Annotated in this window: 20 protein-coding genes and 2 pseudogenes; 5 read left to right on the top strand and 17 right to left on the bottom strand. The window is 59.4% G+C overall.

Going from position 1 to position 20,236, the window contains the following annotated elements; translation table 11 throughout:
- Window positions 1-314 precede the first annotated feature (314 nt).
- A pseudogene (locus LQD11_RS14475) lies at window positions 315-442 on the top strand (IS5/IS1182 family transposase); the annotation flags it as partial.
- Window positions 443-457: 15 nt separating this feature from the next.
- Here the strand turns inward: LQD11_RS14475 and LQD11_RS14480 are convergent.
- The 15 genes and pseudogenes from LQD11_RS14480 to LQD11_RS14550 form a co-directional block, all read right to left on the bottom strand.
- Window positions 458-814: a glycosyltransferase gene (locus tag LQD11_RS14480; protein WP_276315719.1), complete on the bottom strand. Its 357-nt coding sequence runs from the start codon at window positions 812-814 to the stop codon at window positions 458-460.
- Window positions 815-967: 153 nt separating this feature from the next.
- Window positions 968-1,612 carry a sulfotransferase family 2 domain-containing protein gene (locus tag LQD11_RS14485; RefSeq protein ID WP_238618184.1) on the bottom strand — a complete coding sequence of 215 codons (645 nt, stop codon included), beginning with the start codon at window positions 1,610-1,612 and terminating at the stop codon, window positions 968-970.
- A gap of 479 nt (window positions 1,613-2,091) precedes the next feature.
- Entirely contained in the window at window positions 2,092-3,471 is a 1,380-nt protein-coding gene (locus tag LQD11_RS14490) for a flippase (protein ID WP_338081500.1), read from the bottom strand.
- Between the two features lie 38 nt (window positions 3,472-3,509).
- Window positions 3,510-3,848, bottom strand: a pseudogene (locus LQD11_RS14495) (ABC transporter ATP-binding protein); the annotation flags it as partial.
- A gap of 345 nt (window positions 3,849-4,193) precedes the next feature.
- Window positions 4,194-4,736 carry a hypothetical protein gene (locus tag LQD11_RS14500; protein WP_238618186.1) on the bottom strand — a complete coding sequence of 181 codons (543 nt, stop codon included), beginning with the start codon at window positions 4,734-4,736 and terminating at the stop codon, window positions 4,194-4,196.
- A 3-nt stretch (window positions 4,737-4,739) separates the two neighbouring features.
- Window positions 4,740-5,129 (bottom strand): helix-turn-helix domain-containing protein, encoded by a 390-nt coding sequence (locus LQD11_RS14505; protein WP_238618187.1) that lies wholly within the window; start codon window positions 5,127-5,129, stop codon window positions 4,740-4,742.
- Complete coding sequence (locus LQD11_RS14510; RefSeq protein WP_238618188.1) at window positions 5,126-5,536, bottom strand: hypothetical protein; 411 nt, start codon at window positions 5,534-5,536, stop codon at window positions 5,126-5,128. The genes LQD11_RS14505 and LQD11_RS14510 overlap by 4 nt, the downstream gene beginning before the upstream one ends.
- A 474-nt stretch (window positions 5,537-6,010) precedes the next feature.
- On the bottom strand, window positions 6,011-6,352 hold the full coding sequence (locus tag LQD11_RS14515) for a MarR family EPS-associated transcriptional regulator (RefSeq protein WP_238618242.1): 342 nt from the start codon (window positions 6,350-6,352) through the stop codon (window positions 6,011-6,013).
- Window positions 6,353-6,741: 389 nt separating this feature from the next.
- Window positions 6,742-7,482 (bottom strand): retron system putative HNH endonuclease, encoded by a 741-nt coding sequence (locus tag LQD11_RS14520; RefSeq protein WP_238618189.1) that lies wholly within the window; start codon window positions 7,480-7,482, stop codon window positions 6,742-6,744.
- Entirely contained in the window at window positions 7,479-8,780 is a 1,302-nt protein-coding gene (locus LQD11_RS14525; protein ID WP_238618190.1) for an AAA family ATPase, read from the bottom strand. Before LQD11_RS14525 ends, LQD11_RS14520 begins: the two co-directional genes overlap by 4 nt.
- Window positions 8,752-9,117, bottom strand: a complete 366-nt coding sequence (locus LQD11_RS15735; RefSeq protein WP_238618191.1) for a DUF4160 domain-containing protein — start codon at window positions 9,115-9,117, stop codon at window positions 8,752-8,754. Before LQD11_RS15735 ends, LQD11_RS14525 begins: the two co-directional genes overlap by 29 nt.
- A gap of 37 nt (window positions 9,118-9,154) precedes the next feature.
- The gene (gene nusG / locus LQD11_RS14535) at window positions 9,155-9,760 is read right to left on the bottom strand and encodes a transcription termination/antitermination protein NusG (RefSeq protein WP_238618192.1); all 606 of its coding nucleotides are present in this window, start codon (window positions 9,758-9,760) and stop codon (window positions 9,155-9,157) included.
- Window positions 9,760-11,367 (bottom strand): MraY family glycosyltransferase, encoded by a 1,608-nt coding sequence (locus LQD11_RS14540; RefSeq protein ID WP_238618193.1) that lies wholly within the window; start codon window positions 11,365-11,367, stop codon window positions 9,760-9,762. Before LQD11_RS14540 ends, nusG begins: the two co-directional genes overlap by 1 nt.
- A gap of 93 nt (window positions 11,368-11,460) precedes the next feature.
- Entirely contained in the window at window positions 11,461-13,704 is a 2,244-nt protein-coding gene (locus LQD11_RS14545) for a polysaccharide biosynthesis tyrosine autokinase (protein ID WP_238618194.1), read from the bottom strand.
- The gene (locus LQD11_RS14550; protein WP_238618195.1) at window positions 13,704-14,945 is read right to left on the bottom strand and encodes a polysaccharide export protein; all 1,242 of its coding nucleotides are present in this window, start codon (window positions 14,943-14,945) and stop codon (window positions 13,704-13,706) included. The genes LQD11_RS14545 and LQD11_RS14550 overlap by 1 nt, the downstream gene beginning before the upstream one ends.
- Before the next feature lie 357 nt (window positions 14,946-15,302).
- Between LQD11_RS14550 and LQD11_RS14555 the strand changes: the two genes are divergently transcribed.
- The 3 genes from LQD11_RS14555 (at window position 15,303) to LQD11_RS14565 (ending at window position 18,295) form a co-directional block, all read left to right on the top strand.
- Window positions 15,303-16,436, top strand: a complete 1,134-nt coding sequence (locus LQD11_RS14555) for a PEP-CTERM sorting domain-containing protein (RefSeq protein ID WP_238618196.1) — start codon at window positions 15,303-15,305, stop codon at window positions 16,434-16,436.
- A gap of 141 nt (window positions 16,437-16,577) precedes the next feature.
- The gene (locus tag LQD11_RS14560; RefSeq protein WP_238618197.1) at window positions 16,578-17,756 is read left to right on the top strand and encodes a lipocalin family protein; all 1,179 of its coding nucleotides are present in this window, start codon (window positions 16,578-16,580) and stop codon (window positions 17,754-17,756) included.
- A gap of 101 nt (window positions 17,757-17,857) precedes the next feature.
- Window positions 17,858-18,295 carry a low molecular weight protein-tyrosine-phosphatase gene (locus LQD11_RS14565; protein WP_238618198.1) on the top strand — a complete coding sequence of 146 codons (438 nt, stop codon included), beginning with the start codon at window positions 17,858-17,860 and terminating at the stop codon, window positions 18,293-18,295.
- A gap of 16 nt (window positions 18,296-18,311) precedes the next feature.
- On the opposite strand, the gene rfaH is transcribed toward LQD11_RS14565, so the two are convergent.
- Complete coding sequence (rfaH, locus tag LQD11_RS14570) at window positions 18,312-18,818, bottom strand: transcription/translation regulatory transformer protein RfaH (RefSeq protein WP_238618199.1); 507 nt, start codon at window positions 18,816-18,818, stop codon at window positions 18,312-18,314.
- 181 nt (window positions 18,819-18,999) lie between these two features.
- Here rfaH and LQD11_RS14575 point away from each other — a divergent pair, with 181 nt between their 5' ends.
- Entirely contained in the window at window positions 19,000-19,851 is an 852-nt protein-coding gene (locus LQD11_RS14575; RefSeq protein WP_238618200.1) for a hypothetical protein, read from the top strand.
- Window positions 19,852-19,881: 30 nt separating this feature from the next.
- Here LQD11_RS14575 and LQD11_RS14580 read toward each other — a convergent pair whose 3' ends face one another.
- Window positions 19,882-20,058 carry a hypothetical protein gene (locus tag LQD11_RS14580; protein WP_238618201.1) on the bottom strand — a complete coding sequence of 59 codons (177 nt, stop codon included), beginning with the start codon at window positions 20,056-20,058 and terminating at the stop codon, window positions 19,882-19,884.
- Window positions 20,059-20,236: the final 178 nt, after the last annotated feature.

Genomic DNA, 20,236 nt, shown 5'->3' on the forward strand with positions numbered 1-20,236 from the left:
CAGCTTGTGACGAGCCCATCAATTCCGACTCCACATCTGAGCGTCATCCAGTTACTGAACATCCTGTCTGAGTACAACCCTCGCGCTGGAAAGGTCGCTGGAGACCGACCTGCAATTAGAATCTTAAATCCTGAAGAGGGTGACGATAGGGTTCCGTTGAAGTTTCCGAAGAACGCCGGGAAGCATTGCTCAAGAAGCTGTTCACGCCCAACACCTGGGCTATCTATCTCCCAGGTGGCAGAGGAAGAAGGGATCAGCGCGGCCACTCTGTATCTCTGGCGTAAAAATGCCTGTGATGATGGCCAGCACTGCCTGAGAATGGGGCGATCAGGGAGGGCAAGATGCCCGAAGCTGGGAGGACAAGCCGCACCAGTTGCGGCAGAAAGACCGTGACACCCGCTGGACCAAGAAGCACAAAAGGACCTTTTACGGCTACAAGAACCAAAATCTAATGGTTTTAGAGATTATCACTGGTCGACAGAATAGCCTCTTCCCAAGCGGCAAAAACTGAATCCGGATTAAATAACGGTAAGTCTATAAACGCATTTTCTGCGAACGTCTGTCGCTTTGCTGGATTCGATAAAAGATCTGAGAGAGCAGCAGACAACCCCCTTGCATTTAGAGGCTCTACTAATAGTCCATTCACTTCATGACGTACTAGTTCGGAGGGTCCAACTATATCGAAACTTATCACCGGCGTTCCAAGTGAAAACGACTCAATCACAACGAGACCAAAGCCTTCGAAACGTGAGGACAAGACAAAAATCTGTGCGGATGCATAGTCTGCAACAACATCGTATACAATCGATGCCAATGATTTGATATTTTTTTACCGTAAACTGCCCGCCAATATCGATCAAACTCAGATTGCTCTGATGCACTAATCTGGTTAAACCTACCGCTCAATACTTGAAAAAGGTCAGAAACTACAAGTCGTACCTACAACCCCTCCTTTGCAGCCCACAACCTATTCAAAACTATAATTAAAAGCACTGATATCATGAGCGTAAAGCTGCTGCACAATATCGATCATCCCGGGATTCAAGTATGCATTCCGAAAGTCGTACCTGCTATCTTGTGTGACATTCGACCTAGGAAGCTTTAATGAGCGGCCCAGCTTATTCTCTACTGCCTTTATATCGACTTCAAGATCCTCCATCTTTCCCAAGTAGTCTACAATGACTTCCTGCGTGCACTCAGGCTCACAAACAAAACGGGTCTGCGGCTGAAACACGTAATCTGCCTTATGCAAATCCTGATAAACGAGCCACTCCTGCAGAAAGCGCTCAAAGGTCGAAAATTCGGGTATTTGATATCGTTCAGGATGGGCTATACCCATTGAGTCTGTACGACCAACCTTCGCGAAACGATAGGCAGAAAGCAATCTGTCCCAAGGATTTCTTACCACAGAAAAAACAAATGAACGACTGTACAACCTCGGAAACCTTGACCTAATCTCTACTGCGGTGTAATGCCCGATGGTACGCCCATAGAGCGCTTTGTTGATGCTGGTCCCGGCTGCCTTTGGGACATGCACAAAAACAACTTTCTCACGACTCCAGTAAGGATAGCGTCGATATAAATTTAAATTTTTACGTAAATACCCCATCATGTGCATAAGTCAACCTTTTTTATCTGAAGGGCACCTCGAAAGATTAACCCACCGGAGCATCACAATGGCGAGCCTCCCACCCTGATGTATTTTCTCCATCTAATCCGGATTCCGTGACCTAAGACGCAGTTAAGCCCTGCTGTAGAAACCGAATGATGCAATTTTAATCGCATGGTGAACTGGCAAGACTTTTGATTAGGCTTACCAAGGTTCATGACGTGACTCGCAAGAGCCGTGCATGATCAAGTTGTGAAGATCATTCTTCTCACTAGTGCCGGAGGCAGGATTGTCTTGTAAAACTTGGGACAAGAACTCAAGTAGGCAGTCTATCTGTAATGAGTGACGGCACAGACATAATGATTCATGCATTTCCAGTATGCATAGAAAATAATATGGCGCTCCTGAGGACCTCATTGTCTTTTCATTGAATCTGCTGCTGATCATCTGTCTCGTCTTCCCCTTCCATATCTGGAAGTTTTTTATAAGGTGCGATTTTTAGAAACTCCCGAGTGCAAGCCTTTATTGGGTCCGATTGCAACACTCTCAATGCCCAGCCTTTTAAACACATAATATCTCAGGATCATGTTCCAGATCAGGAGTGTCATAGCAGTGGAAATTGCCGCACCATTTAGGCCGAATGGAGGGATCAGCACAAGATTCATAACAACATTACATACAGCTGCAATCGCTACGCCTCGTACCGTATCTCGCTCGTGCCCAGTCATGTTCAGCAGCATACCCACTGAACCCATGGCAGCATTAATAAGCTGTCCGATAGCCAGGATACCGAGTGCTAAAACACCAAGGCGATACTCAACCCCAAAAAGCAACTCTAGCAATGGCCCGCCAAACACTACCATCACGAGGACCGGGGGAAGAGCGAGTAATAGAATAATGCGCGCGCTCCTTGTAACCAATCGTTGTAGCCGCGCCAAGTCATTCTGCGCGTACAAGCGGGCAAAATGTGGTTGCAGTACTTGATTCATGGCGTCCAGGCCGAACACAACCAATGTAGCCACCTGGAGGACAATGCGGTAAACACCGACCTCTTCGTCGGTTCGAATCGTGCCCAGCATGATTATGTCGGTATGGGAATTAATAAGGTGCAGTCCCGCAAGCATAGCGAGCGGCACAGCAGCACGGCGCCAATAAGCCGATTCATACTGGGGCTGCGGGTTTGCACGTAGCGCTCTCGGTCTAGCGCGTAGGAGCAATACAACTCCTACCAAAAAAGCCGCTAACGCCGCTAATCCGTGCAAACCCATTACGCTGGCCGGCGTCAATACCTCTGCGTTCCACCACCACACGACCGCCAGAAGCATGGCGAGGAGAAGCCCGGGGCGCAGTATGCTCTCCGGCAGTTGTCCCAGGACAACACGACGCAGCCCCCTGAGTGCCGCCCCGCGCACATTCCCCAGCGCGATTAATGGCACCAGCGCAAACCCTACTACCAAGGTCTGCCAGCGTTGATCACCTAGCCATTCGCTGCCCAGCCAGAATGCCATTCCCCCGAGCGTCACCACTACTACAGAAAAAAGGGTTACGAAGAGGTTGCTCCATCGCCAGAGGCCCCGCATGAGTCCCCAGTTGACGTTCGCTTGGGCCTTGGCGGTTTCTCGCACGACAAGCTGCGGCAACCCGACCTGTGCGGGGATGGCTAGCAGCATGATTAGCGATAGAACGAACGCATAAACACCGTAGCCTTCCGCACCTAGAGTCCTGGCCAGCACGATAGCTGTAACGAAAGCTAAGGCTACACTGGCAAGCTTGACGACCATGCTCCCTGCGCCGCCTCGGATCAGTTGCTGCCGCAACGTTGCCGTCACATATTTACGGTCGTCCAAGCAGTTCTCAGTCACGGTATGAGCGTCAAAGATGAGGGCAACACAACAGGCTACTCGCTGAGACTGTAATGGCGCATCTCGATGAAACGGTTCATCACGTAATGGGTGAGGATGCGGAACGCGGCGGAGAAGAGCATGAGGGCGAAGATGGCGCCGCCCAGGGCCATGAGAAAGCCCTGGGTGCTGGTGAAGCGCAGGCCTTCGTAAAGACTGGAGAGGATAGCGTTGGTGTACACCACCTCGGGATTACCGAGCACGGCCAGGAAGGGCATGATGGACGCCACGCCGGCGGTTTCCAGCAGGGCCATGAGGATGACCATGGCCAGCACGAGGCTGCCCCGGCGGCGTTCTCGGGGGGTGAGCAGGGCCAGGGCCTTGGAGAACACTGTGATCAAGGTGTGGGGTCCGGGTTCATGTGGGCGGCTGTTGTGGGGGCTTTCAGGCACGCTACCGCCATCCCCGTGCACCCTTGAGTGCAAGGAGTTACCTGCCCCGTGGGCGTTTGCAAGCCCTGTGGTGCGGGTCGGCGGCTGTCATGCAGCCCGTATCTTTCATCATCGGGGGGAACTGCGAGGTAATTTCCCGGCGCATAGCTCCATCACGGGGTTGATCACGCACTCGTCCAAGCGCTGTCTTGCCGGAGCCATTCTCCCCAATACAAAGTGGCAGCCGTGGACCGAGAGGCACTGCGCAGTGCCCCCACACGCGGTAATTTTCGAGGATGACCTGGCGGAGTTTCACTTGGTGGGCTGACAGGATTCTGATGCTTCGTTGGAGTCGCGAGCCTTGAGCATATACATGGGAATGGGGATGGGGGGGATACCCATACGGGCACACGTGCCTTGTACGTATTCCCGCCAGTAAGGCCAGATGTGATAGCCCACGTTGTAGCGCGAAAATTCTTCAAGCGCGGGTTGCAGCGTTTCGTCTTCGATGCCGTCACGGATGTCGTATTCGGCGCAGAAATCCGCCGTGATCTCCAGGTACACGTCCTCTTCATCCACTGGGGCAGTTTCCGTCACACTGGCATTGTTCACAAGACGGACACCGGCCTGGAAGTGGCACATGGCTATGCGGCGCGGGATCGCTTTCGTCTGCTCCTCAAAGCCCAGGATATCGATCCTGGCGCCCGGCTTGCCACGGAACTGGGGTGTGAGATCCAGTTCATCATCAAGATACGGCGGAAGAACGCCCTCCTTGCAGCGGATGTGGCCGCCGCGCAGGTGAACCGCGCGGATACTCAAGGCCTTGGTGGCGATCTCGATGAGTGAGCGATCCATGCTTCAGGCTGCGGTCTTCCAGCAATCCATGGGATGGAGCACGTTGCCGGTTTCCGTGTAGCGGATCCTGGGGTGCCCACAGGTGAATTTTTCAACGGGCCTGAATTCCCAGCCGTCCGCCTCGGCGCCATTCAGGGAGAAATCAGGGCTTTTGCCCAGGGCGAAGCAGATATCCGCCAGGGTGCGCAGGGTCATGTTGCGGGATCCACTCAGGATCTGGGAGATGTAGCCTCTGGTGGTGCCCATGCGGGCTGCCAGGTCGGCCTTGTTGACTCCAGCCTCTTCCATTTCCTGCCAGAGTGCCTCCGTGACTTGGGTAATGAGCCGTTCCTGGGCTACTAGCCGGGCGTTTTCCGGGCTTTCGGCAGCCCAACGGTCCAGAAAATCGGTCATGTCTGTGACTCCTCAATCTTTCGCCAGTTCTCGATCACGCGATGCGTGTCCTTTTGAGCGAGCTTTTGTCCCTTCTTGAAAGCGAAGTGACTGACGTAAAACACCCCACCATGGCGATTTGAGTACCATCCATAGGCCCGGATCTTGTCCACCTTGATGGCATAGAAGTTCTTCCCATTGGGTAAGTCGCCTTCGGTATTCCAGTAATCCGGCGACCTTAGCCTGCCTGTGTCGGCCAATTGCCTGCGGCGGTTATAAAAGCGCGCGAGCCAGCTGGCATGCTTGCCGGCCTGGATTGACGAGAGGGCCTCCTGCAGACTCGGCGGCATCCAGGCCTCAGCACCGCTCCCCGGCGGCGGTTGTTCGCAGTAGCGAATGGTCAGCTTGGCACCTTGGTACTCTTCCATGGAGTTTACCAATAAGTAAACAAATGTCCAGGCTTGCGTGCAGGAGTCCGGTCAGAGGCTAGAAGGGGTAACAAGCCCGTGCTTGGGAGATAGTGCCCGCCGCCTTCCCGGGCAAAAGGCACGCTCCCACAAGGACCAGCCCCCGGACAGGACACCTCGAGCGCCCGTGCCGATGTCCGGGAAAGCAGAAAGGGACTCATTCCGCTACCAAATCTGCCCTTCCGTCCTTCAGACCCTTGATCTCGCCTCGCAGGGCGAATGCTTCGATTTGTTCCGATTGTCCTGCGGTCAGCTCAGGAAGCTCTTTGCCCACGGGCTCGTTGGCACTCTGGATGGCCATGAGGCACGCGACGATCGCCCACTCCGTAGGGCACATGCCTCCATTTGCTCCTGACTCTGTATGAAGCCTGGCTGCCACGGCGCTGCTGTCGCAGCGATTCGCTGGCAAGGCCAGCTCCACGAGGGTGAGACTTTTCAGCGCCCTGGCTTGCGTGGTTGTACGGCCTTGTCCGACTCTGTTTTCAAGTCGCTGCCCAACTCTTTTTTCAACACCTCAATCTCCCGCTGAATCGCCTCGCATTCCTTTTGCTTGCGCGCCAGGAAGGCGCGGGTGATGTGCAGCTTTTCCGTGAGGCCCTTGGGGGTGAGCAGGTAGGCGTAGGCGCGTTTGTTCTGGCTGTTGCGGAAGTTTTCGGCCTTCACCAGGCCCTTGTCGATGAGGGCGCGCAGGCTGTAGTGGGTGGCGCCCAGGCTCACGCCCAGCGCTTGTGCCAGTTCCCGCTGGGTGAGCTGGGGGTTGTCGGCCAGCAGACGCAGGAGCCGCAGGCGAATGGTATCGCTGTGGGTGTCCAAGGTGGAGCTTGGCGGGCTGGGTATTTGATGGCTTGAGGGGCTGCAGGCATGCTGCCGCCATCTTCGTGCATGTTTGGGGGATGCATGAAGGAAGCGGGTCCGGTCCCTGGGGATTCAGGGGTGGTCGCTCGACCGCGGGTGCGGTTTTGGTTGTTCAGGGTTTGAACGGTACTGTTTTTTTTGGGGGGTTTCAAGGGGGAATTTGGGGGTGGGCCTTGAGGGGTTCATCATGGCCGGTATTTCTGAATGGCGTGGCCGGGGTGCGGTGGCCCGGTAGCCGATGAACAGGATATCGTGGCGCTTGTCCCCGAGCATTCGTTTATGGGGCTGTTGGGTGCTCTAAGTGGGGGCTGTCATAACAATTCTGGTTGGTCATGTCGGAGAACATCTTCGGCAATAGGGCCGAAAAATTGTCGTGTCATGCTGAAAAAGGATTTGAGTTTTCCAGAAACAGGGGAAAGATCCACTTTCGCCAGGCTGTGCAGATCCATTTCGTTATCCAGGTGTTCGTTAAACAATTCGCTCAGCTCATCCCACCACTGTTTGCGTTCGCTCTGCAAAAATTGGCTGTTGAGATTCAGAACATCGATGGTGTACTGGGCCCGCTCGCTGTCCCACTCATTCAGATTTTCTTTGGGCACAATGCGTCCATCTGAAAGGTAAGAGAAGAATCTGGAACAATCGGGCTGATGGGGTGAGACAAATCTTTGTATATCCACAGCACCTTGTTTACCCGGTGCGTGCCCCCCGAAAAGATCAGTTGGCACACCGGCTGCCTGCTGGCGGCCTTTTAGAACCCCGATACGCTGTGCATCTATGGCACTGGCCGCGAGATTACTGTAATCAAAAGTCCGTCCCGGGTTCTGGCTTTTGTTCTCAACATGCTCGATGTGAAAGCCGATACCATAGGCGTTCGCGTCTAATTCGCTATAACAGCACAGATGGTATTGCTCATCCAGCAGATATTTCATCACTTCCGGTTTGTGATTGAAGCGACTCCATCGGCTTGTGGCTTGTGTAGTGGTTTTTGGAGGCGTTTGGTTTGCCTGATTCAGATGATAACCACCATTTCCCTGTTTTTTTATTTCCCTCATCTCTGAAGTGCCTTCTGCCTTTCAATACTGCGCTGCAGGCGCTGCAGTTGGGCGTGTTTTTCACCCAGAATCTCTTCCAGGTGAGATCTCAAGGCTTTTGCTTCACTACTTTCATAAAGCCCTTGATCCACCAATTCGGTCAGGCGCTGAAGGTCTTTTTTCTCGGCAACCGGTGGCTGTGGATCCACCAACATCACACCCTGTAGCACGGTATTGCTCGGTTCACCATAGGTTCTGGCCAGCGGTCGCTCTGCTGTCGCGCCACCCGCGGTATCACTTTGGATAACACGGATATTTTCCCGCCGAATGGTACTCAATACCTGGGGGCTATGTGTGGTTACAACAAACTGGATATGGGGAAACGCCTCGCGCAGGGTTTGAATGACTGTTTGTTGCCACTCCGGATGCAGGTGCATGTCCACTTCGTCAATCAAGGCGATACCTTGTGTCTCCTGCTGTGCCCTTGCGCCCATTTGGGGGTTGAGTTTTGCGCAACGCCACGCCATGTCGGCGACCAGAGAGACCATGGCACGTACACCGTCGCTGAGTTGCGAAACGGGTAACACGCCCATATCCGGGTGGGTCATGGCCAACTCTTCATGTTGAACACTATAGTGAAAGCCACTCCAACCCTCGTTTTTCAGCACTTTATCCACCGTGTTCCGGATGCCTTCAATCTGGTCCGGCAGTGTGTAGTTTTCGTAGGCATCCATGCTTTTCTGTTGCAATACGGCCAGTGTGGCTTTTGTCATCCACTGTTGAACCTGGGTAAAACTGGATGCGGAGCTAAAACAGTCTTCGTAACCCATGGTGCGGCTGGTGCTGAGCACTGCTTTACGGCTGATGTTTTTGTGAGCATTCCACAGACGACCGGAGCTGTAGTACGCCAATAGTGGTAAGTCGACCGGCTCCAGTCCGCGCACACGGTCCATGAGCGCTTTACCCATGTTTGTCAGCTCGGCGGCACCTTTAACCGTCGTTCGCCCTTTAGCTCCCAGCTCACGGACTACGGGGGCATTCAAGCAGTCCAGGGTTGCTTCAATACGAACCGGGAAAACTTGCTCATTATCCGAGCGGCCTTGAAGACGCTGGTATCTGGCATCACGGTATTCGATGGACTTGGATTTACCCAAATCAAAAGCTCCAACAAACGTGCCCAGTGCCACCGTGGCTGCATCCAGCACGCTGGTTTTTCCCTGGCCATTCCTGGCAGCCAAAACAGTCAGTTCTGGATGAAAAGTAACCTCCAGGCTTTTAAAGCGCCGGAAATTAGTCAGTGTCAGCGTGTCGAGCTTCATTTGCCTGGCTCCTCAGGGAGCGGTCTTCGATGGAGTCCGGGCTTTTCGGCAAAATAACTGCTCCCCGTGGGAGCGGGCCTGCCATCAAGCCGTCCTGGCGAAGCCCCGCCCATGCCAAGGCCATTTTCGTCTGCCACTTCGGAAGATTGCCTTCGATAATCTCGCATGTGCGAATGTCTACCGTCGCTTTTTGCTGCCCATGGTAGACGTGAAGGCAGGGACTGCCAACTGACCTGCCATCGGGAACCGGAGAACTCGCCTCCTGCCGGCGATGCGCTGCGATAGTAGCGCCCTGGCGATGCTTTATGCCCGCAGCCTTCGCGGGCGAGGCCCGCACCCAGCCTTGGTGTCACACGGCTGGCTCCCAGGGGGGGCTATGGAGCGTGCGTAATGGCGTCGATGGGGACAGTGACGGGGCTGTGCTGGCCCAGGAGGGTCATCATCACGGTGACGCGGTCCTTGGCGCAGGTGGAGATGATGCCAGTGTGGCCGGCCAGGGGGCCGTCGGTGAGGCGGACGGTGTCGCCGGGCCTGAAAAGGCTGGCGGCGGTGTCCGGGTCCAGGTGCTGCAGGGTCTGTTCCAGGGTGTGGAGTTCCTGGAGCAGACGGGGGGCGATGGTGGCCGGGGTGTGGCCAAAGCAGATCACTCGGCTGACGCCGCAGGTGCTGCGGACGGGGGCGATGCCCTGCTGGGGGTGGGCGGGGCTGAAGAAGGCGTAGCGCGGGAAGTAGACCTCGCGGACGCGGGTCCAGCGGCGTTGGCGACGTTTCCAGCAGGCGTGCAATGGCAGGTAGGTATGGTAGCCCTGCTCCGCCAGGTGGCTGACGGCGATGTGTTCCTGGCGCGGCTTGGTCTGGACCACATACCAGGGGGTGCCGGTGTTGAAGTCCCGAACAAAGGTGCCGATGCCGGGATCACGCACGGAGGCGCGGGTGTCGAAGCGCCGTTGGGTCGGGCGGGTTTGCGTAGCGGTCGGCATCAGGTGTCTCCCTCCGTCTTGATGCGTTCCTGTGCGGCCAGCCCTTGGGGGCGGGTTTTGGGAAGTGCCTGGGGATCAGGGTGGGAGAGCCAGTCCATGTCCCGTACCTGGCCGTCCACGATCAGGCCGCGCTGGACGAAGGCGTGGGCTTCGAAAACCAGGGTGCAGGCATGGTGGATCCGCCGGTCGCGGCAGCGCTGGTTGGCGTTGCGGGCCAGGTTTTCCTGGCGGGGGTCGTTGTCGCGCTTGCGGGCCACCAGGGCGCGGACGGTCAGGTCCTGGTGGATGCTCAGGTTGTTTTTCAGGCGCCGGGTGTAGCGGGTGACGGCGTCGGAGTTGGCTTCTTCGTCCTCCAGGGGGATCTCCACCAGGGCGTAGCGGATGCCCGCCTGGGGGGTGCCGGGATTGTGTTCATAGATCCGCAGGCAGAAGGTTTCGCTGGGGTCCAGTTCCTCGGCCAGGGCGCGCATGAGGGCCTTGGGGTCGCGGGCAGCCTTGTCGCCGATGTAGATCCCGGTGGTGGTCGCCGGCACCAGTGTCATCCGGGTATGCAGGCGGCGCAGCGTGGGGACGACCCGCCAGGGGCGGACGGTGAGGTAGAAATACCCCGCGAACAAGGCCAGGAAGCCTGCCAGCATGAGCCATTCCGGGACACCCGCATGGAGCAGCACCAGGCCGGCGGTGGCAAGCACCAGATGCAGCAGGGTGATGAACGCCACTGCGTGATCCACCCGGAATCCGGCCCGCTGCAGCAGGTGATGCAGGTGGCTGCGGTCGGGGGTGAAGGGGGAACGGCCCAGCCACAGGCGGCGCAGGATCACGCTCAGGGTATCCAGCAGGGGGATGACGAACAGAGACAGGGCCGCCACCGGCTGGATCACACTTCCCTCCCCCTGGGACAGGCCCACCAGGATCCAGGCAAACAGCAGGCCCAGCAGCATGCTGCCGTTGTCGCCCATGAATACCCGGGCGCAGGGCTGACCGTGATGGCGCAGGTTGAAGTACAAAAATCCCGCCAGTCCGCCCAGCAGGCACAGCACCAGCATGTAGTAAGGAGAGCCGCCGGCCAGGGCGATGAGCACGGCGATCAGGGCCATGGTGACGAAGGACAGGGTGCCCGCCAGACCGTCGATGCCGTCCATCATGTTGAGGGCATTGATGCCGCCCACGGTGGCAAAGAGGGTGAACGGGATGGCCAGCATGGCCAGGTGCAGGGGGTGGCCGAGCAGGAGCGGCCCCAGGTCGATCAGGATCACGCCGGCGCCCAGGGTCATGACCAGGGCGGCGCCGGTCTGGACCAGCAGGCGAAGGCGAAACCCCAGCCGGATGAGGTCGTCGGTGAGGCCGGTGATGAAGATGGCGAACGCCGCCGTGGCCATGAGGAGCCACTGGAAGCGCAGTTCCGGGTGGGTCTGGTCCAGGATGACCACCCCCAGGGCAAAGGCACTGAGGATGCCGAAGCCCCCAACGAAGGGAGTGCTGCGCTTGTGGGCCTTGTGGTCCCCGGGATGGTCCACCAGACCATAGGCCTCTGAAAAGGCCATGGCCAGTCGGATGGCGGCCACGGAGAAGAGCGCGGCGGCCCCAATGATCAGCAAATCCAGCACGTTCTGTCTCCTTGGAGCATGTCCGTTCTCCGGCACTCCGACGGCGGGGTCGAAGGTGACTGCATAAATCCCTGACAGGGGCGCTTGATCAGGTCATGACCGATAGCCGTAGCGATACACGTAGCCGCGATACCCGTAGCGGTAGCGCTGGCGATTGACGTCCAGGTCGTTGAAGATCACCCCCTTGACGTTCACCCCGGCCTGGGACAGGCGCTTGACCGACTGTTCGATTTCCTGGATCGGATGCCGCCCTGCCCTGGCCACCAGCAAGGTGGCGCCGCCCAGGTTGCGGGCGATGATGGCGGCGTCGGACACGGCCAGGATGGGCGGGGCATCGACGATGACGATGTCGAACATGCCCGAGAGGGTGTCCAGCAGGCTGGTGAACCGCTCGTGCATGAGCAGTTCCGAGGGGTTGGGCGGGATCTGGCCGGTGGTGACTACCTTGAGTCCGTCCTGGGGCGTGGCGCGGATGATGCGCGGCAGTTCGATGGTGCCGGCGATGTATTCGGTGACGCCCCCTTCCCGGGAGATGGAAAACTCCCGATGCATGTGGCCCTTGCGCAGGTCGGCATCCACCAGCACCACGGTCTTGCCGGACTGGGCCAGGACCACGCCCAGGTTCTTGGAAATGAAGCTCTTGCCCACGCCCTGGGAGGGGCCGGTGATGAGCAGCGAGCCACGGGAGGAGTCCAGCAGGGCGAAGTGGATGGTGGTGCGCAGGCTGCGCAGGCTTTCCACGGCATCGTCGGTGGGGCGGGTGATGGCCAGCAGTTCACCGGAGATGCGGCCGCGACGGGATTGCCGGGAGATGTCCTCTTCCGCCTTGCTGTGGGGAATGGTGGCGTACACGGGCAGGCCCAGGTGTTTTTCGATGGTTTCCGGGTCTTCCACCACCACCCGCAGGGCGCGGATCAGGAAGACCAGGCCCAGACCGGCCATCAGGCCCAGGAGCACGCTGATGAGCAGGATCCGCTGCTGGCTGGGGGCCACCGGGCCACGGGAGACCACGGCGGAATCGATGATGCGGGCATCGCCCACGGTACCGGCCCGGGCCACGCGCAGTTGCTGGGCGCTGTGGAGCAGGCTGGTGTAGAGGGCGGTGGAGACTTCCACGTCCCGGCGCAGGCGCAGGGCGGTCTGCTGGGTGTCCGGCAGTTCGGAGACCTGGCCTTCGAGCTGATTGCGCCGGGTGCTCAGACGGCGGATCTGGGCATCCAGGGCCACCATGCGGGGGTGTTCCGCGGTATAGCGCTGGCGCAGTTCTTCCCGCTGCTGCTGGAGGCGGATGATGTCGTTATCCACCTCGACGATCGATCCCAGCACACTGCGGGTTTCCATGGTGAGGTCCACGGAGCCGCGGGTCTGGCGGTAGTTGTTGTAGGCGGCCTCGGCGGCGTCGAGCTGGCTCTTGAGCAGGGGCAGCTGGGATTCCAGGAAGACCAGAGTGTTTTCCGCTTCGGCGGAACGGTGTTCCACGTTCTGGCGCACGTAGGCGTTCATGATCTCGTCCAGCACCGTGGTCAGGCTGGCGCGGTCGGGGCCACGCAGGGCCAGTTCCAGCACGCCGGACCCCCTGCCCCGTTCCCGGACCTCGAACTGGCCGCGCAGGGCATCGATGGCGGCACCCCGGCTGCGACGGCCGACGATGAATTCCGTGCCGGGGCGGGCATGGAGTTCGGAGACGAAGATCTGGATGTCGCTGCCGGTGGCGGGTTCCCCCACCCGGCCGGTGACCAGGATGCGGCTGTCCCGATCCCGCAGGGTGTACATGCCGTTCTGGCCGGTGAGCAGGGTCATGCCCTGGCCGATGCGGCTGGGGGGCACTTCCAGGCTTTCGATGCGGATGCGCTCGCCGCCCCAGGCGTAGCGTTCCATTCCGAACCGGGCTCCGGCCAGTTCGCTGCCGCCGTGGCGTCGGGCGAAGGCATCGCCGAATACGGGGGGGTAGGCCGGCCGAGCGAAGATTTCCAGCCCCAGGCGGTCCACCACCCGGCCCAGGATCATGCGCGAGCGCAGGATTTCCAGTTCGGCGCTGACGGTAACGCTGTCAGACATGATGGCCTGCACATCCTGCAGGGCGGAGAGGCTCTTGCCCTTTTCCTCCACCTGCAGCAGGGCATCGGACCGGTAGATGGGGGTGGCGGTGAAGGCGGAGAAGATGCCGCCGCACAGGGCCAGGGCGGTAACGGCCGCGATGAGCCACTTGTACTGCAGGACCGTGCCGATCAGTTCGCCGATGTGGATGGTGTCGCCGTCGTCTTCCACCGGCGCGGCGGGCGGATGGCCCACGCGGGGTGGTTCGTTGACGGGGGTATGCGGCGGGGGACGGTTCATCACTGACGCCCCCCGAACAGGGGATAGCGCACGCCGCTGACGGTGTTCAGCAGGCTCCAGGTGGGCTGGATGTTGGCGATCACCCGGTTGAAGCGAACGATGTCGGCCACGTCCACATAGACGATGTCACGGGGCTGCAGGTGGAAGCGTTCCGCCAGCAGCAGGGCGTCGGGGGATTTGGCGTTGAGATGGTAGAGCCGGGGTTGCCCGCCCTCCTCGTCACGCATGACGAAGATCCAGCCGGGGTCGGAGCGGTCCTGGTCGACGAAGCCGGCATCGCTGAGCACTTCGGCCAGGGTGGCGCGGCGACGGTTCATGACGTAGGAGCCGGGGTTTCTGACCTCGCCCAGGACGAAGATCTTGTTGAACTGGCTGTCGAGCACGTTGACGATGTCGCCGTGCTGGAGCAGCGGGTTCTGGGTGATGTCGCCGTCCTCGTACAGGGCCTGGACGTTGACCCGGTAGGTGGCGCCGTCGCGGGTGAGCAGCACATTGCCGTGGTCGGCCTGATCACTGAAGCCGCCGGCGCGGTTGACGGCTTCCAGCAGGGTCATGGGGATGTCGTCGATGGCCTGGATGCCGGGTGAGGCCACCTCCCCCACCACGTAGACGCGCTTGCTGCGAAAGGAGACCACGCGCACGTCCAGTTGGACCCGTTCGATCACCCGGGAGAGGTGTCGGATGAGGACCTGGCGCAGTTCGCGCACGGTCATGCCGGCCACTTCGATCACGCCCACGTAGGGATAGAAGATGGTGCCGTCCTCGGCCACCAGGGTGCCGGCCTGTTCGGCGGAGCGGAAGGAGCCGGCGGGGATGGTCAGTTCCGGGTGGTCCCAGACGATCACGCTGATGATGTCGCCGGGGCCGAGCCGGTAGTCCTGGTGTTGCAGGCCGAAATCCGGCAGGGCGGCGCCCATGACCTGGGTCTGGGCGGCGGCGGCGCGTCCGGGGAAGGCGCCGATGCCGTTGTTGAGCTGCTGGATGATCAACTCGGCGGTGATGGGCCGCACGCTGATGTTGGCGGCGGTGAGTTGGTCGTCCTGGATCACCGGCAGGGGGATGGATGAGGTATCCCGCATGCCGCTGGCGGTGGTACCCGGCGCCACGGCACAAGCGGACAGGCTGAGGATCAGCCCGATCGGGATGACGAGGGCAAGCCAGGCTTTCCAGACCCGACCATGGGTATTCCCGGGCTTGACCCACGAGGTCGCCGCCTGCCCGGGGCAGTGTCTAAGCCACATCCAAGCACTCCGCATTGAGATGGTTCCATCAGGCTATGTCGGGACTGCGCCTTGCCCACGGGTCACCGGGTTTCCGGTTGTGCCGTCGTTGGCCTGGGCAAGGGGTATGCCTCCGCTGAAAGTGCTGGGAGGTGATGTACCTGGGCAGTCCGTTCAGTTTTCAGTAGCGGCTATCGCTCAGCAAGAGATGGGCCACTTTTTGTATTTTTTGAGGAATGATTGGCTTTTCAGAAGGTTATGATTTTTTGAGGACTGAATAATAAAACAGTCAATCGGTGGGGCCGCTGGTATTTGTAAAATATTCTGACATTATTTGTGTGGGTATTTATCTATACAAAGGTTTACGAGCATCAGTGCATGGTTGATGAGTCGTCGCCCTCCTGCATCGTCATGCCCGCGAACGCGGGAATCCATCAGCTCCGGGATAAACCCCTGGACTCCCGCTTTCGCGGGAGTGACGGTGTTATTCCCGCGAACGCGGGAATCCATCATTGGGCACGGATTCGCCCCAAGACATGTCGACCTTTTTTACACCTACTTTTTTTAAAGTCTTTCCCTATCGAGCAGCGACGGGAAAATTCCTTTATTTTCAAAATGAATGATGGAATGGTACAAATTTTGCTGACCGCACGGCTGTACATGAGCTTTGCACTCACGAATCAAGGACAAGGAAAGGAAGAACGCATGAAAAAGCTACTGACTGCGGCATGCATGACCACCGCTCTGGCGGTCGCGGCACCGGTTTCCGCGGGCTGGATCCCGGTGACGGATAGTTTGACTGGGAACTTGTTGATTTCAGGACTGAATGATAGTGATGGAGCGTTCACTATCACGGCAACGAATCTTGTCGGGGATGTCAATTTTGTTGCCCTGCCGGAGACCCAGCTGAAGGGGGTGTATGTGAAGGGGGAACTGGATTTGTATGCGCCACTTCCATTACCGCAAACAGCTCCAATCTTTTCGGTCACCTCTGCCGGCTTCATGAATATCTTCAAGGGCATGCTCGGGATTCCGGATCCAGGATTGAGCGGCATGGAGATTATTCCGCTGTCATTTGGTCCACTGTCAACCCAAACCGGATTCGGCTCTTTCGATATTGTTTATGATGGTTTCACAAGCAATGCCTTCATTACCGCGATCAACAATAGCATCGGGACCATGCTGGTCAATACACAGGGATCAGGGGTCGTGACGGTTGATTACACCTACAACGGCAACTCTGTGAACCTGGAGATTTCCGAGACATTTGCGGACTGGATGGGGTTTGAGCGCCTGCTTGATCTTGCTGGTGCGTATTTGAGGGAATCGATTGTTGACGCCCTCTCACCTCCTCTTAATGCTATGGTCCCCCCCTACACCGGCATCATCGCCGGTGGATTTTCGCTAACCAATGCAGAGATCAAGTTCGTGCCCGAGCCCGGCAGTCTGGCCCTGTTTGGTCTGGGTATGGCCGGTCTGGCGGCTGCGGGGATGCGGCGGCGGCGCGTGTAGGAGCAGTCCAGCCTTTGGGAGCAGTTCCTGACTCCGAGGGCAGTCCCGACCGTGCGGGAGTTCTGACTCTGTGGGCAATCCTGCCCCTGTGGGAGCGGACCTGAGAAGGCCCGCTCCCACGGCCGAGAGGAAATCAAGCGGATGACTCAGGAAGGTCAAACCACACCCCGACGCAGCGGGCGTTCCCGACATTCCAAAAAACGCCTCCCCCTCTGGCGGCGATTCCTCGGTCCCTTCATTGCCCTGACCCTGATCGCCACGGTTATCCTGCTGTACTGGGTACTTCTGGTTCCAGGCCCGGATGGTCAGGCACGGCATCACCACGAAACCCCCATGCCGCCGGCACGGGAACGCACTTCGGCCCTGCCGCCGCTCGTGCTCCCCCGAGATGAAGCCCCCCATGTCAGCGCCACCGAATGGTGGTACTACAGCGGCCACCTGTTCGGCGAACAGGGCGAGCATTACAGCTTCCATGTCACCGTCTTCCTGCGCGACGGCATCGTGCGACATACCGTCTTCCATGGCTCATTCACCGATCATGACAACGATCGCCGCCATACCGCTCAGCACCGTACCGCCGGTATCCCATCCCCGGTCAACGCCGAAGGTTTCGATTTCCGTTATGCGGACTGGCGGGTATCGGGGTTTGGTGACGACCATGTGGTCATCATGAACGAGGACGCATTCCATCTGACCCTGGCCCTGACGGACCCCTGGCCGCCAGTCTTGCACAAAGCTCACGGCTCGGCCACCCCGGGCCTGCTGGACTTCGGGGACGCGGGCATCAGCTATTACTACTCACGACCGCGCATGCGGGCCCGGGGGCAGGTCCGGGTAGGCCGGGACGCCCCGGTCCCGGTGACCGGAGAGGTCTGGTTCGACCACCAGTGGGGGGATTTCGAAGCCACCAGGCTGGGCTGGAACTGGTTTGCCCTGCATCTGGAGGACGGCACGGAGCTGATGATTTACGAACTCTACGATCAGCACGGCAGCCCGCTGACGACCCTGGGTACCCGTTCCCGCCAGGGACTTTCGGAAACGATTTCATCCGGAGATATCCGGGTTCGCAGCCTTGGGGAATGGACCAGCCCGCAGTCGGGTCTGCGTTATCCCGCGGCCTGGGAGATCGAACTGCCGGAGGGTCGATTGCAGATCGAACCCTTGCGTGAGAACAGTGAGTTCGACGGTCGGGAGAGCATCTTCATGCTCTACTGGGAAGGCGGGGTGCGAGTCAGCGGTGCCCTGGAAGGCATGGGTTTTGTGGAAATGAGCGGCTACGACGGTATCGTCCCTGCCCCCGGCATCACCCATGACCATTGAGCCGCCAGTGCCATCCTTGTGTGCCGGCCTCTGCCGCACACGTTTTCGTTCGACATGTTAAAACACTGTCTCACCCTCTGAATCAGACCTTCGCTGGCCCCATGTTCAAACACTTGCTGATCCTCTGTACCGGTAATATCTGTCGAAGCCCGTTTGCCGAAGCCTGTCTTAGGCAACAGTTGGAGACGGCGGGGCGGGATGTCCGTGTCGAGTCGGCGGGGATCGGGGCGCTGGTGGGTCATCCGGCGGATGAGATCACCCGGCGGCTGGCGGCGGATCAGGGGTTATCTCTGGAGGAGCACAGGGCGGTGCAGGTGACCGAGGATCATGTCCGCCGGGCGGATCTGATTCTGGTGATGGAGCCGGTGCATCGTCAGTATCTGCTGGAGCTGTCCCCTTCCGCCCGCGGCAAGGTCTTTTTGCTGGGGCATTGGTCGGAGCGGGTGATCGAGGATCCTTATCGGCGGTCGGAGTCGGTGTATCAGCGGGTCCACGAGGAAATCCGGCAGGGCGTCGGGGAGTGGCTTTCCAGGGTGTAAGGCCGGGCTGGGCGGGTCAGGCAATCCTTCGGATGTCTTCCAGGTTGATGCGGGCGCGGGTCTGTTTGCCTAGCCAGTCCAGGAGGATGAAGACGCGGGTTTCTCCGGAAAGGGTTTCGAAGATGCCTTCCAGACCTTCCAGCGGGCCTTGGGTGATGACCACCCGCTGGCCGGGTTGGGGGAGATCCGCCGGCAGGTGATGACAGCCGGTGGCCGGGTCTTCCCTGCCCCGCAAAAGGCTGATGATGCCGGCATCGATGTACGGGTATTGCTCGCCGAAACGGACCAGGCTGGTGACGCCCACGGTGGAACGGATGGGTGCAATGCTCTGGTCCTCGTGGCTTGGGGCGGCGAACAGGTAACGGGGAAACAGGGCCTCTTCCAGCTCACGAATCCGCCCCGCGCGACGAACGCGACGCTTGAGTCGCGGCAGGTAGATCCGGTAATCCTGCGCCCGCAGTCTCGATGCGGCCAGGGCTTCCTGCCTGGGTTTGCAGTAGACCAGATACCAGTGATTCAGCATAACGGCATGCATTGTTCCTACACGAACATTGAATCCAGGATAGCGGCTACTTCTCACCCGATGACGGCAACATCATCCATATTGGTTGATTTTTACTTCCATGGCGGACTCAAATTCACTATCTCGGGGAGCGACCCAGGGTGGACCATGATGGCTAAAACCGATTGGAGTTTTGTGCCTGATGAAAGCGCTGACCATCCACCGTGGTATCTGTCGTGATCGCCTGAAATCCTCTGCCCTAGTGACCCTGCCACTGATGTGCTCAGCGCTGTGCGCCGCCCCGGTGGCGGCAGCCGGTACCGAGCTGACCGAGGCGCAGTTTCTGGACTCCCTACGATTGCTGGCGGCGCCTCCCCCACCGCCGCCGCCGCAGGCGGGGCAGTTTGGCGTGACCTCCGGGTTCGGCATGCCTCACGGGACGGTCTTTGCCGCCGGAGTGCTGACGGATCGTCGCGAGCGCTCCGCCGCCCGGGATTACGACGGGTCTGCCGGCGTGGGCCTGGGGCTGGGTGATGCCCGGCAGTGGGTGGGTCTGGATGTCACGCTGGGCATCATTAGCACCACGCCTTCCCAACTGGGTGAGGACGGCAACTTGAATCTGAAGCTGCACCGTCAGCTCCCGGGCCTGACAGCGGGTGGGGTGTCGTCGGTGGCGCTGGGGGTGGGCAACCTGATGCGCTGGGGCGATGCCCGGGAGGCGGATCAGAATCGCTATGTGTCGGCAAGCACCCTGCTGGATCTGTCCACCTCCGGAGGGCGCCCGATGCCGGTGATGCTGACTGCGGGGTACGGCACGGCAATCAGCGGCCTGGGTCGCGATGAGGATGGTTTTTTCGGTGCCGGGGTGGGGCTGACGTCACGTTTTTCCGCCTCGGCCTCGTGGGTCGGTGACGAGTGGATCACCGGAGTGACCTATCTGGAACGTGATCTGAACCTACAGGTCACCCTGGCCGTGGGAGATGTCACCGACCGCCTAGGTGAGGGGCAACGCTACATCCTGGCGGTGGGGTTTGTGTTCGGCAACGTGTTTTAGCCATGCATCTGGTATCCGACGCAGTCGGGTTTACCTCGACTGCGCCTGCTTGATGTCGTTGAGAAGTCGCTGCAGGGATTCGCGCACTTCCGGGCTGTGATGTGGCTGTTCCAGTGCCTGTTCCACCAGAGTCGAGGCCTGGCTGAGACCCTGGGGCGTGAGCTGGGATACCGGAAAATCAAGCACGGCCGGCGGTAACACGGGCATGTCGGCGGCACGCGCAGGCCCATCCCCTGCCCTTCCGCCTCCGGTATCGGGAGTTATCACCGGCGGTGATAACTCGGTCCCCGGCGGAGGCCCTACCACCGGCGGAGGCCCTACCACCGATGGGGGTGCTACCACCGATGGGGGTGCTACCGCGGGCGGGGGCGGGGGCGGGACGGGC

Origin of the sequence: Ectothiorhodospira shaposhnikovii, from assembly GCF_022227765.1 — a bacterium.
Taxonomy (GTDB): domain Bacteria; phylum Pseudomonadota; class Gammaproteobacteria; order Ectothiorhodospirales; family Ectothiorhodospiraceae; genus Ectothiorhodospira.